Source organism: Paenibacillus sp. FSL P4-0081 (genome assembly GCF_000758565.1).
Lineage (GTDB): Bacteria > Bacillota > Bacilli > Paenibacillales > Paenibacillaceae > Paenibacillus_AQ > Paenibacillus_AQ phytohabitans.
In genome coordinates, this window is sequence record NZ_CP009280.1 from 7790114 (window position 1) to 7806112 (window position 15999).

At 53.3% G+C, this 15999-nt stretch carries 13 protein-coding genes and 1 pseudogene; 4 read left to right on the plus strand and 10 right to left on the minus strand.

From position 1 onward, the window contains the following. Positions 1–312: 312 nt before the first annotated feature. Entirely contained in the window at positions 313–648 is a 336-nt protein-coding gene (locus tag P40081_RS33250; protein ID WP_042140194.1) for an RNA polymerase sigma factor, read from the minus strand. Positions 649–815: 167 nt separating this feature from the next. Here P40081_RS33250 and P40081_RS33255 point away from each other — a divergent pair, with 167 nt between their 5' ends. Next, positions 816–1010, plus strand: coding sequence for a hypothetical protein (locus P40081_RS33255; RefSeq protein WP_042140195.1), 195 nt, complete (start codon positions 816–818; stop codon positions 1008–1010). Positions 1011–1407: 397 nt separating this feature from the next. Here P40081_RS33255 and P40081_RS38070 read toward each other — a convergent pair. The 4 genes and pseudogenes from P40081_RS38070 to P40081_RS33275 form a co-directional block, all read right to left on the minus strand. Further along, a pseudogene (locus P40081_RS38070) lies at positions 1408–2009 on the minus strand (cation:proton antiporter); the annotation flags it as partial. A gap of 194 nt (positions 2010–2203) precedes the next feature. After that, entirely contained in the window at positions 2204–3367 is a 1164-nt protein-coding gene (locus P40081_RS33265; RefSeq protein ID WP_042140196.1) for an ABC transporter permease, read from the minus strand. Further along, the gene (locus P40081_RS33270; protein ID WP_042140197.1) at positions 3360–4526 is read right to left on the minus strand and encodes an ABC transporter permease; all 1167 of its coding nucleotides are present in this window, start codon (positions 4524–4526) and stop codon (positions 3360–3362) included. The genes P40081_RS33265 and P40081_RS33270 overlap by 8 nt, the downstream gene beginning before the upstream one ends. A 15-nt stretch (positions 4527–4541) precedes the next feature. Continuing rightward, positions 4542–5477, minus strand: coding sequence for an ABC transporter ATP-binding protein (locus tag P40081_RS33275; protein WP_042140198.1), 936 nt, complete (start codon positions 5475–5477; stop codon positions 4542–4544). A 216-nt stretch (positions 5478–5693) separates the two neighbouring features. Here P40081_RS33275 and P40081_RS33280 point away from each other — a divergent pair, with 216 nt between their 5' ends. Next, the gene (locus tag P40081_RS33280) at positions 5694–6854 is read left to right on the plus strand and encodes a sensor histidine kinase (RefSeq protein WP_042140199.1); all 1161 of its coding nucleotides are present in this window, start codon (positions 5694–5696) and stop codon (positions 6852–6854) included. Positions 6855–6906: 52 nt separating this feature from the next. Next, positions 6907–7566, plus strand: a complete 660-nt coding sequence (locus tag P40081_RS33285; protein ID WP_042140200.1) for a response regulator transcription factor — start codon at positions 6907–6909, stop codon at positions 7564–7566. 594 nt (positions 7567–8160) lie between these two features. On the opposite strand, the gene P40081_RS33290 is transcribed toward P40081_RS33285, so the two are convergent. The 5 genes from P40081_RS33290 to ftsE form a co-directional block, all read right to left on the minus strand. Next, positions 8161–9483, minus strand: coding sequence for a PDZ domain-containing protein (locus tag P40081_RS33290; RefSeq protein WP_442950219.1), 1323 nt, complete (start codon positions 9481–9483; stop codon positions 8161–8163). A 169-nt stretch (positions 9484–9652) separates the two neighbouring features. Then, positions 9653–11119: a S41 family peptidase gene (locus tag P40081_RS33295; protein WP_042140201.1), complete on the minus strand. Its 1467-nt coding sequence runs from the start codon at positions 11117–11119 to the stop codon at positions 9653–9655. A 117-nt stretch (positions 11120–11236) separates the two neighbouring features. After that, positions 11237–12544 (minus strand): murein hydrolase activator EnvC family protein, encoded by a 1308-nt coding sequence (locus P40081_RS33300; RefSeq protein ID WP_042140202.1) that lies wholly within the window; start codon positions 12542–12544, stop codon positions 11237–11239. 43 nt (positions 12545–12587) lie between these two features. Beyond that, complete coding sequence (gene ftsX, locus P40081_RS33305) at positions 12588–13502, minus strand: permease-like cell division protein FtsX (RefSeq protein ID WP_042140203.1); 915 nt, start codon at positions 13500–13502, stop codon at positions 12588–12590. Then, positions 13492–14178, minus strand: coding sequence for a cell division ATP-binding protein FtsE (gene ftsE / locus P40081_RS33310; protein WP_042140204.1), 687 nt, complete (start codon positions 14176–14178; stop codon positions 13492–13494). Before ftsE ends, ftsX begins: the two co-directional genes overlap by 11 nt. 289 nt (positions 14179–14467) lie before the next feature. On the opposite strand from ftsE, the gene P40081_RS33315 reads away from it, so the two are divergent. Then, entirely contained in the window at positions 14468–15895 is a 1428-nt protein-coding gene (locus tag P40081_RS33315; protein ID WP_042140205.1) for a VanW family protein, read from the plus strand. Positions 15896–15999: the final 104 nt, after the last annotated feature.

Consider the following 15999-nt stretch of genomic DNA (forward strand, 5'->3'; position numbering starts at 1 on the left):
TTTCTTTCGACTTCTTCTGAAATAAAGGACCGCTTCATTTGAAGTGGTCCTCTTAAGGTTAATACGTAGCTTATGAGTGGTTTACAATTAATTTCCACTGTGGCCGGAACTATGACTTTGAATCAAAATATGAATTATGAAAAATGCTTATTTATATAAAATTTCTAGTAACTCAACGATAATCATAGAGACTACATCTTCATTCGGTAAATAAATATATCGACTTATTCTTTGTATATCTTCCTTATATAGATCTATCGGTTTTAAAGTGGCTTCCTTGTCTCTTTTCTTGGCAGCGTGCAATAAAATTCATCATCTCATCGTCTGAGATAATTTCTGTATCATCTTTCTTTTCCATTTGTTCACCGCCTGTTGACTGATATGATATTGTTTTGCAATTTCAGCCTCAGATAGGTTCTGAAAATATATTTTTATCAGTAGTGATCTTTCTTGCGGGGTTAAAGTGGCAAACAACTGCTGAACTATTAATTTTTCATCAGATACTACTGTAAAGTCAGGTGTGCTAGGATTATGGTCGTCAATAGAACATTCTCGGCTTCTGATCTTTTTGGCTCTGTACTGTAATCTCCAACCTATTCGGTAAATTTCGGTTTTGTAGCGCTCGTAAATTGATGTGTCTTTTCCCATTCGAGATATCACCTCACTGAATGTGTCTATATATAGGGAAATTTGGGATTAATTTAACAACTTAAATAAGAACATATGTTTCTATTAATTATATTTTACATCTAAGTTGTAGAACGTGGCAATTCTTTTCCCTATTGGTAAAGAGAAAAGAGAAAGGAGTAGCACTGATGCAAGTTGCAGATTTAATATCGCTAGTAACTAATGTCGGTTTTCCCGTGACGCTTTGCTTTATTCTGATTCGCTATGTATTACAAACTGTTGGCGAAAAATCAGATAATTTGGACGCCTCTTTAAAAGGGCTAACACAAGCTATAGAATCCATTAGAAATAAAGAAAAGGTTCCAGAGCCAGAAAAAAAGTAGGGTATTCAACCTCTGACTGTGGCCGAGTCTATTCTGATGCTGCGGTCAGTTACTTTACCTTGGCTACTCCGGATCCCTATACGGAGATCGAGGAGCATAGGGCTACTTTATTTTGCAGTATGAAATGGAGGATGGCTATCGGTTGGATTTTGGCACCAAGCGATCGATTGAGCTGCCCACGGTAGAAGCAGCCTGGGAACTGATGGATATCATCATCTAATAGAGCATAATGTTATGCTTTTAGTCCTGAAGCATTAAAATATCCCACCAGTTTAATTTCACTGGCGGGATTTGCTTAGTTGATCATTCAAAGGCCGTTCTGTTGAGGACAGCCTGGAAACGAGAGATCTATTTAAAAAGAATATGGACAAGTTGCTCTGCTGCTCTTAACCCGGATTCATACCCCCTGTATCTCTTCTTCCCGGAACACCACCTTAAGCAGCGGCGGTGTCACCAATGTGGTGATAATTACGGCAATGATAACACCGGTGAAATATTGCTTCCGCAGCAGCCCGCTCTCAAGTCCCGTGGCCGCAATGATCAGGGCGACCTCGCCTCTGGAGATCATTCCTGTACCAATCACCAGTGACGAGCGGGTATTGAAGCCGGTAAGGCGTGCGCCTATTCCGCCGCCAAGCAGCTTGGCCAGAATGGCGACCAGCGACAACACCACCATGAATCCGATTTGGCTGCCGAGGCCCTCAAAGCTGACACTGAGACCGAGCTGACAAAAAAGACCGGCACATACAGCGAGTACGCAATCGGCTCTACTTTGGACTCCACCACATGCTTGAAGGAGGTTTGTGCACTGGCAATCCCGGCGGCAAACGCGCCGATAATGCCTGCCATCCCCATCATTTCAGCGAAATAAGCATATCCGAACAGAATCACCAGCGCTGCCGTGATCGTCGCTTCGGTCACCCGCAGCGGAGCAAGCCAGCGCATCACCCGGGGTACAACCAGCCAGCCTGCAAGGACAGCGGCGGCGAAGAACACCAGGCTACCCCAGCTGCACGGACAGTTCCCCCGCCAGTTTGGTGAATAACAGAATCAGCAGCAAATATAAGATGAATTCCATGATGCATTCTACTCCCTTTACTCTGTATTGGATCCCTAAAAAAGACAAAGAGGAACCCTTGGTGACGGGCTCCTCCTAAAAACACATGGCTATAAACCACGACGCATGTTAAAGCTCAGCCACTGATTCCCGCTTCATTCGGACGCAGTATGGTGGAGCCAATCGTCAGCAGGACTGCCGCCATCAGGCCCAGAATGGCAAAAGGCAGCCACAGCTCGTTCCAGCCTCCGCCCGTTGCGGCGATATCTACCGCCTGGATGGCCCATTTCTGCGGTGTGAAATTAGCTAGCTTCTGCATATAATCCGGCATGATCGAGATCGGCCAGAAGCAGCCGCCCAGCATACAGGTGGGTATAAGGATCAACGAATTGAGCATGCCGGCATTGCGCGGATTACGGATCAGTCCCGCTACGGTGCTGGCGATGCCCATGGATACCAGCATGAATGCGGCCAGAACCAGGAAGTAGAGAAACATCGGCATCTCATAATCGTAGCGTAGCACCCATCTCCCAAGCGAGAGCACCACGATGATCTGAATAATCCCTACGAGAAAGCTGCCTAGGAAATTGCCGAGGGCAATTTCGTAAGAGCGGACCGGGGCGCTGAACATCCGCATCATCGTGCGCCCCCGGCGGTCATCGTTGATCAGGGACACGGAGCTTGTCACCAGTGTCATCAGGAACATGAGCGTCAGACCGGTAATCACACCCAGCGTCTCCCGGGGGTATAAATCATAATCCGTACGAATGCTTCCCACATGATGCTGCTCCGCCTGCTTCAGCACAGCAGCGAACTGCGCCTGCTGATCTGCTGCCGTGCCGCCGCTGAGTGCAGCAACGGCATGCGCAGCTTCAGCCATGTTTCCGGCAATCGCATTGACCTTCATCTTGACGATAATGGAACTCTCGCTCGCGCGAAGCTCATAGATGCTAATCTTCGGCTCCTGCCCGGCAATCAGGGCGGCTGAATACCCCTCTGGAATCCATATCCCTGCCGCCCCCTCCTGCCCGATCGCCGCTTCCTTCAATGCCGCCTCATCCCTGCGCTGCTCAAACTTGTAATCGCCGGTCTGCTCCAGTTCGGAGAGCAGATGCTTTCCGGCAGCACCCTTATCCATATTGGCGTACAATATGGTCGCCGGACCATCGCCAACGCCCCCAGTGAGCGAAATGATTCCTGCAACCACAACACTGGGCAGCAGAATAAATATCAGCACCCCTTTGACAGAGCCCAGGCTTCGGCGGATCATATTCCAGGCAATGGTTATTATTTTATTCATGGTAGCCCACCTTCCGGTATGAGACAGTCATTACACACAGCAGAACTGCACAAATCAGACACATCACCCATAAGTTCGGCAGAATCTGCTTCAGACCGGAATGGAGCATCATGCGGATAATCGCCTGCTGTGCCCAATGGTTGACTGTGAATGCACCGATGCTGTTCACCCAGGAATCAGGGAGCGGAGCCATCCCACCGCTGACGAAGGTCATCACTACGGCGAGAACATTAATAACATTCGTTGCGCTGGCCGAAGTTTTGCTGAACAGGCAGATGACAATGGAGAACGTCATGGACGCGATGATCATCAACAGGCAGAACAACAACAGAAGTCCCGGCCGGTTGCCCCAGTAGACACCGAACAGCCAGTCTGACAGCACAATGATCGCCAGACACTGAAGGATGCTGACAAGGCCTACCCCCAGCATTTTGCCGATAAACAGCTGGGAGCCCTTGACCGGCATCGAATTGATCCGAAAAAGCGTATGGTTCTCTTTATCACTGAAGAGAGAGCCCGTTACCGTCAGCCCGCTGTACAGAAGAAACATCATCAGCATGGAAGCCGCGTAGAACTGGGAGGCTGTATAGGTTTTACCCCCATTATTCAGATCACCCATCACCACTGCCCCTGTCTCTGCCGTTACCGGAGGAACTGCAAGTGCTTCCGGCCCAAGCGCTACCGCTGCCGATTGCTTGTAATTGATCGTACTAAGAAAATTGTCAAAAGCCGTTCCCGCCACCAGATTATCGGTATGATCCTTGCCGAGAATAAACTCCAGCCGGGCGTGTTCTCCGCGCTGTACCTCTTCATCGAAGCCGGAAGGGACAATGACCGCATAGGCGTATTTGCCTGTACGAAGCCCGCTTTCTGCCGCCTCCCGGCTCTCTGGCTTGTGGGCGATGATGAGATCCTTCACTTCCGGTGCCTCCAGAAAAGCAGTTATCATAGCAGAGGTCCCTGCTTCTCCGCCTGCGGCATTCACAACAGCTACCCGTACTGGGTCGATCTCATCGGCTTCTTTCACACCCACCACCCCGGAGAGCGAAGCCCCCAGCAGAAAGATCAGCACCAGCGGGAGCAGAAACATATTAAGCAGCATCGAACGTGAGCGGAACAATCTGCGCAGTTCATAGTTCATAATGGTCCAGGTATTCATCTCGCTGTCCCCCCTCTAATCCCGTAATGTCCGTCCGGTCAGACTGAGGAACAACGTCTCCAGATCCGGCTCTTCAATGTTAAGGGAGGCAATTACCCCTTCATGCTTGGCGAAAATAAACAGAATGTCCTGCAGCTCATTTTGTGAAGAAGGCAGATACATCTCCACAGCATCCTGCACAACCTCCACCCGGCTAATCCGTGGATGCTGACGAAGCTCGTTAATTAGAGCTTGAGTGATATTCGCCGCCTTAACTACGATTTTCTCCTCATGGGCTACCCGTTCCCGTAGCTCGCTTTCCGTGCCGCAGGCAATAATATGACCTTTATCCATAATTGCCACCCGGTCACAGACCGCCGCTACCTCCTCCATATAGTGGCTGGTATAGATAATCGTTGAGCCCAGCTTATTCAGTGTTTTGACCGATTCCAGAATGTGATTGCGGGACTGCGGATCAATGCCGACGGTCGGCTCATCCATAATGATCAGCCGCGGCCGGTGCATGATGGCACAGGCGATATTGAGGCGCCGTTTCATCCCTCCCGAGAAGGTGGACGGCTTATCCCTGGCCCGGTCGCTAAGACCTGTGAATTCGAGCGCTTCCTGGATCCGTTCCTTCAGCAGCTTCCCGCGCAGGCCATACAGCTTCCCGAAGAAGCTTACATTCTCTGCCGCCGACATATTCTCGTATAAAGCCAGCTCTTGAGGGACAAGCCCTATACGCTTCTTAACCTCCAGCGGCTTCTCCCTTACGGACAGGCCATCGATCATAATCTCGCCGCTGTCCGCCTTAAGCAGACCGCAGATCATGCTGATTGTTGTGCTTTTCCCGGCACCATTAGGGCCGAGCAGACCGAATATTTCACCTTCCTGCAGACTGAAATTCACATGGTCCACGATCAGTTTGCTGTCATACCTTTTCACCACATCGGTTAATACCGCAAGTGCCATTTGCCATCGCTCCTGTTCCCTTAGTTCTCGTATTCTCATTGTAGCGCAACGAAGGCGCCGCCGAAGGTACAGAAGGTCATCCTCCAGAGGTGACCAAAGTCATCTCCTGAACGATGGCGCTCTTATGCTAAGATGGAGATACCTGAGAAGGGATAGAAGGATAAGTTATCGCGTAAGACATATAAATTCATATATTCCAAAAAAGGATGACCCTAATTGACCAGAGAACTGAATATGCTGCGTTACGGTCTCATTATCATTCCTGCAGTACTGTCTATCTATGTCTATGAGTACGCCGACTATGAACAGTTCACTCTTCATTTCCTCCTGCTGCTCCTGATCGCGACGCTTGGCACAAAACTGCCGCAGCCCTTCCCTCTGCTCACCGGGGGCATTGAGCTGATCTTCACAGCCTGGCTGTGTTACCAGTACAGCACATTGATGATTTTTCCGGCCCTGTCGGCGGTACTGTCCTATTCCTGGCTGCAGCGTAAGAACACGGCAATTGCCTTCTTCTGTATTCACCTGGTGCTGCTCAATGTTGCCTTCCGCGATGCTGCCCCGGCTGTGCAGGCGTTCACGAACCTCACCTTCCTGCTGGCCGCCGCACTGAATATACAGCTGATCCGGACAGGGCGCGGCCGCACAGATACCTTGTTTCTTTACGATGAGTTGCGCAAGAAGCATTTCGAGCTTGAGGAAGCACGCTCGCGTCTGCTCCAGTTCACCTCGCAGGTAGAGGTTGCCGCGCAAGCGGAGGAACGGGTGCGGATCGCACGCCAGCTGCATGATGATATCGGACACCGGCTAATCCGGGTCAAAATGATGACCGAAGCCGCCATCCATACGCTGCCGGCTGCTCCCGAAACTGGCCTTGGCATGATGCATCAGGTCCGGGACCAGCTCTCGGCCAGTATGGAAGATATGCGGGCTGCGCTGAAGCGGATCAACTATACGCCGCAGCTTGAAGGTGCGTATGCGCTCGACCGGCTGCTGGAGGAGGTAGGCCGTGATACCGGTATTGCAACCGCCTATACTGTGCAAGGGATTCCCTATCCGCTCTACCCGAGCATTCAGGTCGTGCTCTACAAAAACGCCCGGGAAGCCATCACCAATGCACTGCGGCACGGCAAGGCGGACTCTGTCTGGATTACCTTATCGTATAGGGATCACGAGATCATGATGGAGGCAGGAAATAACGGCCGGCTGCCCGAAGAAGACGTCCTGCATAAACTGCAAAGCGGCGGAGGCATGGGTCTAACCGGTATGACGGAACGCACCGTCCTGATCGGCGGAACCCTTGAGCTGCGGCCAGTGCCGCAGTTCACAGTCATTACCCGGTTGCCTGTGTACAGGCAAGGAGAGGATTTTCAGTAATAGTTATGGGCTGGCAGAGCCCCATTTACAGTGAGAGGGAGCTAAACATAGGATGATTAAAGTATTAATCGTGGACGACGACTCTTTTATCCGTGAGAGCTTGAAGGTGCTGGTTGGGCTGGACCCTGAGATTGAGGTGGCCGGAACGGCAGGAGATGGCTTTGAAGCGCTCGCTTTGCTGGGGGCGCCAGGCGGCGGGGCTGATGTCGCACTCATGGATATCCGGATGCCGGGCTGCGGTGGCGTCGAAGGCACACGCCTGATCAAAGAAGCTTATCCGCACGTAGCCGTTCTGATGCTGACTACCTTCGACGATGATGAATATATCATTGAAGCACTGCGTAACGGAGCCAGCGGTTATCTGCTCAAGAACATTCCGCCGGACCGGATCATTCAGGGCATCAAGACTGTACATGAGGGCAACATGCTCATTCATCCGGATATCGCCCGCAAACTGGCCGGCTTCCTCCAGCCGCCTGTCCGTCAGGAAGCCGCCCATAGGCAGGCTCTGGAATCCTACGGGCTGACTAAAGCAGAGCTGACCATAGTGTCCTCAATTGCAGAGGGACTTACCAATAAAGAGATTGCCGGGAAGCTGTTCTTAAGCGAAGGCACAGTCAAAAACTATATTACCGATATCCTCAGCAAGCTTGGTCTGCGGGACCGGACACAGATCGCCATTCTCTATTTGAAGAGTCAGGGGATCGGGTAGGGGCTTGGGTAGGGGCTTGGGTAGGGGCTTGGGTAGGGGCTCGTGGCGGCTCGGGTAGTACATGGGGAGCGGCACGGGGAGCAGCACGGTAGTACATGCGGGGCAGCGATTCCTCCTCAGGAGGGTAGTCTCGATTTCTGGAGACTTTAGGTTTTTCAGGTGGAGATAGAACGGGGACTTCTGTGGGACATTAAATTTGGCGTATACGAGATTGGAATGAACCATAGGTTGGCGGTTGGCCGGGTTTGGGTAACCGGGACATATTGTTGTACGTAATGCAGGATTTTCGCCGGATTGGCGGGTGCTGAGCGCATATTGTTGTATTTTTTGCAGGATTTCCACCAGATGAGCGGGTGGTGGGCGTATATTGTTGTATTTCATACAGGATTTCCATCGGATTGGCGGCTACTGAGCGTACATTGTTGTACTTTCTACAAGATTCTCGCTGGATTGGCGGGTTTGCGGGATGATGGTGTCTTCAAGTTGCATAATTAAGCAGGTATTCTCTCAACTTTCTCTAAAAAAGGCCAGTTCTCCCTGGATGATAATCAGGGAGAACTGGCCTTCAGGGTTTCATTCAGTTATGCTGCCCCGTCAGACTCCGGCAGATTTCTGCTTAGCATCCGCAGAGGCGGACGGCTTCTTCCGGCCCCGCCGCCCGGGCGTATGCCCCCGCTGGCGGGTTCCCGTCTGCATCCCGATGATGCTGAAGATGCTGGACGGCTTGGCCTCTGCGGTCACGCTTCCGTCCGGCTCCGGCACCAGAATGATGCCGAGCTGATGGTGATCGCCATCGTAGATCGCGCGCTGGAGGTATTTGCTCTCGCCTTCGCGGTTCAGCACCTCCAGCTTGCAGAACGCCGAATTCATGCGCAGCGCCTCATGCAGCTGCGCCGCGCCGGTCAACAGGACCCCGTTGACCTTCAGCAGGACCTCGCCGGGCAGGATGCCCAGCTCCTGCCCGGGGCTGCCCGGCAGCACGGCCAGCACCTTGCGGCCGGCCGGGGGATGCACGAAGACGGGACTGATACTGCGCTCCTCCAGAGCGCTGTACCAGCTTAACCCTTCGTGCAGGAGCACTGCACTTAGCGCCGCGACCAGGGTCAGCGGGCTCCACCAGTCCGCAAGCAGGCTTAAGCCGAGCAGGACGATGCTGTACACCAGCAGCCGTCCTGAAGTGCGGGCCGCCTTGCGTCCGGGCAGCATGCCCTGGGTCATCTCGCTGAAGCCGATGATGACCGGCAGGGAGACCAGGCCCAGGCCCCCGCCCAGCAGCGGATGCCAGGGCAGTTCACCGATTCCCGCACCCGGGGGAATCAGCAGAAACAGCGGCAGCGGCCAGAAGGCCTGCAGCTGGTAGCCGCCGACTACCTTGCCGCGCTTGCCGGCCAGGAAGAGCGGGGTCGCCAGCCTGGCGCCCTGCCAGCGCGCCAGCAGCGCTTCAGCCAGATGGAGCAGCGCGGCCAGCACCAGCAGCGCCGGGATATCCATCTCCCGCAGCGCCCCGGCAATCGTTCCCGCAGCTCCGCTCTGCAGCGTATCCGGAAAGAACGAAAGAACAAACTGTACAATTCCCAGCACACCTATAGAATACGCAAAGCATAAATAGCGCACACGAAAAAGCATTAATACCAGACTGACCACCCAGATGCAGGCTACAGCCGTATAGGACAAAGAGATACCCAAGGCTACAGCTGCTAAGGAAACAATAAGTCCCGCAACCCCGCCGGTCCACACCGTCCGCCATGTTTCCCGGCCCCAGCTGTGCAGCTTCACATGGATGAGCTTCCGCTCCAGCGCAACCTGCCTGCGGTAATAGAGTGCAATAAATATAAGAGCGATATAGTAATAAGGCTGAATCAGCAGATGAATGACCGCTGTACCCCAGCTAGCAAGCAGTTCCAACATCACATTCAAACCGTTCGTCACACTCCTTTTCGTCCGGAACCAGTGGAAATGTATTAGGTGTCCTCTAAAATGAGTCTATGTTATCGAAGCAGCAATACTCTGTATCGCCTTCAGCCTTTAGCGTACAACATAAACTTTCTTCTATTTGTAGAAAAAAAGAAGGCTGGAATCAGCCTTCTTACTTGTTCGACGCCGTAGCCTTGATTTCCTTCCGGATCTCTTCGATTCCCTTATTCCGCTGATTGTCTTTGGCCGGGTCCTGAATGACCTTGATCAGCGCCAGCTCCAGCGCTTCTGCGGTCTTGGCATCAATCACGCCTGTTGACTTCAGCTTAGTGGCGCTCTGGAATTTCTTGACCGCTTCCTTGGTTCCAGCATCGAAATATCCATCCTTGCGGCCCGGCTTATAGCCCAAACCATCCAGCATCGTCTGTGCGCTTTTGACATCCGTGCTGTTCATATTATATTGCAGCGTTACACTCTTATTAATCGGCGCCACCGAGAAGTAATCCGGCTGGGCGACCGCAATATCCGGCTTGATGCCCTTGCCGTGAATCCAGGTGCCGTCTGGTGTCAGCCACTTGGCAATCGTAATCTTCAGCAGACTGCCGTCACCCAGCTGCTCTTCGAAGCTGGTCTGGACAGTGCCTTTCCCGAACGAGTCCTCACCGATCAGCTTTGCACCCGCAGATTGCTGCAGTGCTCCTGCCATGATCTCCGAAGCGCTCGCGCTGCCTTTGTTCATCAGCACAACTACCGGATACTTTTTACTGGAGCCCTTTGAGGTGCTGACCTCGCGCTGTTTGTTTTTGTCTTCGACCTGCACGATGGCTTTGCCGGCCGGTACAAACTGCTCTGCCATTTCGATAACGACCGGCAACACACCGCCGGGGTCATTGCGGACATCAATGACAAGTCCCTTCATGCCTTGCGTTTCCAGCTTGGTCAGCTCTTCCTCGAACCGCTTCCCAGTATTCTGTGAGAATTGCGTAACCTCGATCACTCCGATATTGTCCTTCTCCATCGTAGCGTAGACCGTTTCCAGTCTCACATCATCGCGGGTAATGACGAATTCGAGCGGCTCTGCTGTACCGGTACGCTGAATCTTCAGGGTTGCATCGCTTCCCTTGGGGCCGCGGATTTTGGCTACAGCATCATTAAGCTCCAGCCCCTCCAGCGATTCCCCATTTACGGAGAGGATTACATCCTTGGCCTGAATGCCGGCCTTCTCAGCCGGTGATCCTTTGATCGGCGAGACTACAACGACCTTGCCGTTATCCGAGGAGACTTCAGCACCGATGCCCGAGAAGGAGCCTTCGATACTCTCTTCGAATCTTGCTGCCGTTTCCTTGCCCATATAGTTGGAATAAGGGTCGCCCAGTGCTTCCATCATACCGTTGACAGCGCCGTCGATCAGCTTCTCGCGGTCCACGGTCTCATAATAATTGCTCTCGATCAGGCTGAGGGCGGTACCTAGCTTCTTGGATTCCTTGTCTTGCAGTCCGGCTGTCTGCAGGACCGTCGCAATTCCCTCGCCTGCCGCTTGTCCGAATACATGCGCATAGCCGGTCACGCCCAGGGTCAGCAGGCTGCCGCACAGCAGCGCGGCGACGATCATAAAGGCCGCGGTACTCTTCTTTAACATGATGTTCCCACCGTCCCTTCTTGTCCATCTTATCACCCGCAAGGGTCCGTTCCATGAGAAACGGCATCTCTTCCAGTATATGCCGCTGAATGAAATTATATTTATTAGAGCTTAAATTTACAGATAAGGCATAGGATTAACCGTCTTGCCGTCGACCCGCACTTCGAAATGCAGATGCGGGCCGGTCACGCGTCCGGTGGCACCGGATTCGGCAATGGTCTGTCCGCGTTCTACCCGTTCACCCGGTTTCACTTTGATTCCGCCTTCGCGGATATGGCCGTACAGCGTCCATACCCCGCCGCCATGGTCAATGATTACGCAATAGCCGTAGCCGCTCCACCATTCCGCCACCAGGACAGTACCGGAATCCGCCGCATGAATATTCGTACCCTGCGGAACCGCAAAGTCTACGCCAGTATGCATTTTGCCGACTTCACCTGTAACCGGATGCGTCCGGACACCATACGGCGAGGAGACACGCGCCGAGCCTACCGGCAGCAGGAACGGCCCGTCACCGCCGGCATATTCCTCTACGCTGGCAATGGAGCTTCCGCCGCTGCTCGCAGACTTGGCGGCCTTGGCCGCTTTGGCTGCAGCTGCCGCCGCCCGGCGTGCCGCTTCAGCTTTGGCCGCCGCTGCCCGGCGTGCTGCTTCCTCAGCCTTGAGCTTGTCCTTCTGCTCCTCCAGGGCAGAGCGGTTGCTGGCCAGCTGCACCAGCTTGGCATTCTGCTCTTCGGAGATCACCTCAGCCTCTTGAATCTCTTCATCGTAGTAAGCGATTAGCTCCTGCTTCTCCGCTTCCTTCTCCTTCAGCACACTTCGCTGAGACTCCAGATCGGTATACAACTGCTTAGCCTGGGCGTATTGCCCCTCCAGCTCCTGCTTCTTCGCGATGACCGTCTGCTTGTCCAGCTTATGCTGCACCAGCAGATCCTGATCCTGATCCACGATCATCTTCAGGGAATCGGCCCGGTCAAGGAAATCCGAGAAGCTGGTGGAGGACAGCAGCACATCCAGATAAGAGACTGCACCATCCGTGTACATCAGGCGGACACGCGATTCCAGCAGTTTTTCGCGGGAAGCCACACGTGCCTCTGCATCGTCCAGTTCAGTTGCCGTCACATTAAGCGACTCCTCCGTACTGGCGATTTTACCGGAAATGGTCGTCATCTCGCCCTTCACCTGGTCAATCTGGTCCAGCACATACTGGAGATTCAGCGTCGTCTTATTCTTATAGTGCTGCGCTTCCTGATTGCGGGATGCCGCCTTCTCCTGCGCCGCTTTGGCCGCCTGGACCTCCTGCTGCAGCTGCTTCAGCTGCTTGTCAATCTCGGCAACACTTGTTTTCTTGGCATATCCGTCAGAGGGCCCGAACATTGTGACAGCCAGCAACATTACGGCTATTCCGGCGACAATCTTCTTCAACTCGCACTCCCCGTCCTTTGTTCAAATGTGAATTTTATTTATGCTATACCTTCAAGAACTTGCGGATCGATACGGTACTTCCCCACACACCAATCAATACTCCGAGGCCAACCAGCAGTCCGCACAGCAGCAGCCAGATATCTTGAAATGGGATCAGCTGCAGCCCCAGCATCGGATCTCCCTGCACCGAAGAGACCAGACTGCTATAGCCCACATACAGCGCACCCGAAGTAACCAGCGAGCCGATCAGCCCGATGAGTGCTCCTTCAATAAAGAACGGCCAGCGGATAAAATAATTCGTTGCCCCTACGAGCTTCATGATGCCGATTTCCTTGCGGCGGGCGAGAATCGTTACGCGGATGGTGTTCGAGATCAGGAACATGGACATCAGCGCCAGACCTGCCACAAAAATAAACCCGATGTTGCGCACAGCCTTAGTTACTTTAAACAAGGTCTCCACCGAGCCTTTGCCATAATTCACTTTGTAGATCGGCTGCTCTTCATGGGTCTTGTTCAGCGCTTCTATCTTCTCAGCTACAAACGGAACAGTTGTCGGCTCGATCACCTCTACGAGTAGCTTGTCCGGCAGCGGATTATTATCTTCATCGAAGCCTTCCAGGAGCTCGGCGGCATCCGGCCCCATATCTTCACGGAATTCCTTCAGACCCTGTTCTTTGGAGACGAACTCCACCTTGCTGACTTCCGGCATACTGCCGATTTCGTTTTCCAGCTTCTCCCGCATTTTCTGGTCCGTATTCAGCGTCAGATGCACATTGATCTGCACCTGGCTGTCTGCTTTGTCCGCTACTTCATTGACATTGAGCACCAGCAATATAAACACTCCGAGCACGAAGAGAGAGACAACGATGGACGTGATGGAGGCCACTGACATCCAGCCGTTGCGGAATACGTTTTTGAAGCCTTCCCGCACATGCCGCAAGAAGGTTTTAAAACTCATAACCGTAATCCCCTCTCAATTGGTCTCTGACAATCGTCCCGTTCTCAATAGCCAGCACCCGTTTGCGCATTTTGTTGACAATATCCCTGTTGTGGGTAGCCATTACGATCGTTGTTCCGCGAAAATTAATCTCATCCAGCAGCTGCATAATGCCCCAGGAGGTCTCCGGGTCCAGGTTGCCTGTAGGCTCGTCCGCAATAATGACGGAAGGATTGTTGACAATGGCTCTGGCAATGGCGATCCGCTGCTGCTCTCCCCCTGAGAGCTGTGAGGGCTCACGTCCCGCTTTGCTGCGCAGTCCCACCAGATCGAGCACTTCATTCACACGTTTCTTGATAACCTTCTTCGGCGCCTCGATAACCTCCATGGCAAAAGCGACATTCTCATAAGCCGTCATCTTCGGCAGCAGGCGGAAATCCTGAAACACCACGCCGATGTTGCGGCGGACATAAGGAATCTTGCGGGGCTTAAGCTTGCCGATATTGAACCCGCCTACTGAGATCTGTCCTTTGGTCGGTGTTTCTTCTCTATAAATTAATTTCATGAACGTTGATTTACCTGCGCCGGACGGTCCGACGACATACACGAACTCATTACGGTCGATCTTGACAGATATCCCCTGGAGCGCATGGGTTCCGTTAGGATAGGTCTTCCATACATCCTGCATCTCGATCATCTTTTCACTTCCCGATTCTGACATATTCCGCCGGGCCTTGTCCACCGGGCACCAAACTGCGGAAGCTTCCATAAACTGCATTATTATCGCAGGCGTATCTATTGTAACAAATCCCTAACCCCTTGAGTACCCGAAAGTTTTACCGAATCCTTACATATACATAAAAATATCAGGTTTACTCCAGCTCCAGCTCTTATATATATCGGCATTCCCAGGCGTTCCTTAACACTTGTGTCCATGGCCCGCGCCGCTTCCGGCGCAAATCCGCCCCTACAGAAGGAGATTGCTTATGAAAAAAGTACACGCTGCCCTCATCGCGGGTTTCGGCCTGATTCTGGCCGGCTCGCTGGTTGCCGGAGGGTTTCATTTATATGGCACCCAGACCACCCTGCCCAAGGGAACAGCCATTGCCGGCTGGGATATCAGCGGCCAGGACATCACCGAGGTGACGGCCGCACTGGAGGCAAGACTTCAGGCGCTGGAAGCTACGCCGCTCACTCTGAAGGCCAAGGGGGATACCGGGCTGAGTGTCTCACTGCAGCAGGCAGGGGTAACCTATGAAGCCCAGGAATTCCGGCGCGCCCTGAAGACGCTGACGGACGGTCCGCTAATGGACCGGGTACAGGCCCGGTACAATTGGAACGGGAACTGGAATATCGGAATTCATCTGGAGATTTCGCAGCTCATGAACAGCCTAAGTCCGGCCTGGGAAAAAGAATCCTTCGGCGTTCCTGTCGACGCGGTGCGGCAGATTACCAGTGATGACCGTGTCGTCTATACTCCCGGGACCACCTCCTTCGAGGTAGACTGGCATGCGCTGGAGCTTGCCCTGCAGGCGGCCGTACCAACCCGGCTTGCCGGCAACGGGGCACTGGAGGGTAAACGCATTTTGCTGGAGGTGCCCTTAACGGTCAAGCAGCCGAATGTCACACTGCAGGCGCTCAAGGATCAAGGCATCGAGCGCAAAATCACCCAGTTCAGCACCTCACTCGGGGCCAGCGGACCCGGGCGCAGCTTCAATGTGGAGGCTGCCGCCAAAGCAGTCAACGGGACTATACTGCCGCCTGGCGCTATTTTCGATTACGGAAAAGCGATCCAGAAGGCCCAGGCGGAATATGGCTTCCGCGAGGCCCCGGTGATTGTAAACGGCAAGCTGCAGCCCGGCACGGGCGGGGGAATCTGCCAGGTCTCCAGCACCCTGTATAATGCCGCGCTGCGCTCCGGGCTTGAGATCGTTGAACGGCGCAACCATTCTCTTCCGGTCAGCTACCTGCCCAAGGGCCAGGATGCCACTTTTGCCGAGGGCTATATCAATTTCCGCTTCCGCAACAATACCGGCAAATATCTGATTATCAAATCCACAGTCCAGGGGCGCACGCTGACCGTCAAGCTGTTCGGTACTTTTCCGAGAAACGTTACTTATTCCGTAGAATCCCGCACTGTTGAGGTACTTCCTCCCACCGACAAGTATGTGAGCGATGCCTCGCTTCCGAAGGGCGGAACAAGGGTCCTGCAGGCCGGCAAAACCGGCTATGTAGTAGAGACTTACATTACCCGCTATGTGGACGGTAAAGCCATGGAGAAGAAGAAACTTTCGCGCGATACCTACTACGCCCAGAAACGCGTCATTGCCATCAACCGCGGCGGCATGAGCAAATCTGCGCAGCCGGAATCCCCGGGCAGACAGCTGGTGGAGGACGGAGTAAAGGGCCAATAAGCTGCTGCAAGTAAAAACGGCTGTGCCCTCCTTGTAAAAGGGAGGCACAGCCGTTCGTGCGTAACATTAGGCGGAAACTTAAACTGTAGCCCAAGCATGCTTTT

What these genes read in the sequence shown, in the direction of transcription:
- P40081_RS33250 (WP_042140194.1), bottom strand. Translation starts at nt 648, where the DNA reads ATGGGAAAAGACACATCAATTTACGAGCGCTACAAAACCGAAATTTAC.
- P40081_RS33255 (WP_042140195.1), top strand. Translation starts at nt 816, where the DNA reads ATGCAAGTTGCAGATTTAATATCGCTAGTAACTAATGTCGGTTTTCCC.
- P40081_RS33265 (WP_042140196.1), bottom strand. Translation starts at nt 3,367, where the DNA reads ATGAATAAAATAATAACCATTGCCTGGAATATGATCCGCCGAAGCCTG.
- P40081_RS33270 (WP_042140197.1), bottom strand. Translation starts at nt 4,526, where the DNA reads ATGAATACCTGGACCATTATGAACTATGAACTGCGCAGATTGTTCCGC.
- P40081_RS33275 (WP_042140198.1), bottom strand. Translation starts at nt 5,477, where the DNA reads ATGGCACTTGCGGTATTAACCGATGTGGTGAAAAGGTATGACAGCAAA.
- P40081_RS33285 (WP_042140200.1), top strand. Translation starts at nt 6,907, where the DNA reads ATGATTAAAGTATTAATCGTGGACGACGACTCTTTTATCCGTGAGAGC.
- P40081_RS33295 (WP_042140201.1), bottom strand. Translation starts at nt 11,119, where the DNA reads ATGTTAAAGAAGAGTACCGCGGCCTTTATGATCGTCGCCGCGCTGCTG.
- ftsX (WP_042140203.1), bottom strand. Translation starts at nt 13,502, where the DNA reads ATGAGTTTTAAAACCTTCTTGCGGCATGTGCGGGAAGGCTTCAAAAAC.
- ftsE (WP_042140204.1), bottom strand. Translation starts at nt 14,178, where the DNA reads ATGATCGAGATGCAGGATGTATGGAAGACCTATCCTAACGGAACCCAT.
- P40081_RS33315 (WP_042140205.1), top strand. Translation starts at nt 14,468, where the DNA reads ATGAAAAAAGTACACGCTGCCCTCATCGCGGGTTTCGGCCTGATTCTG.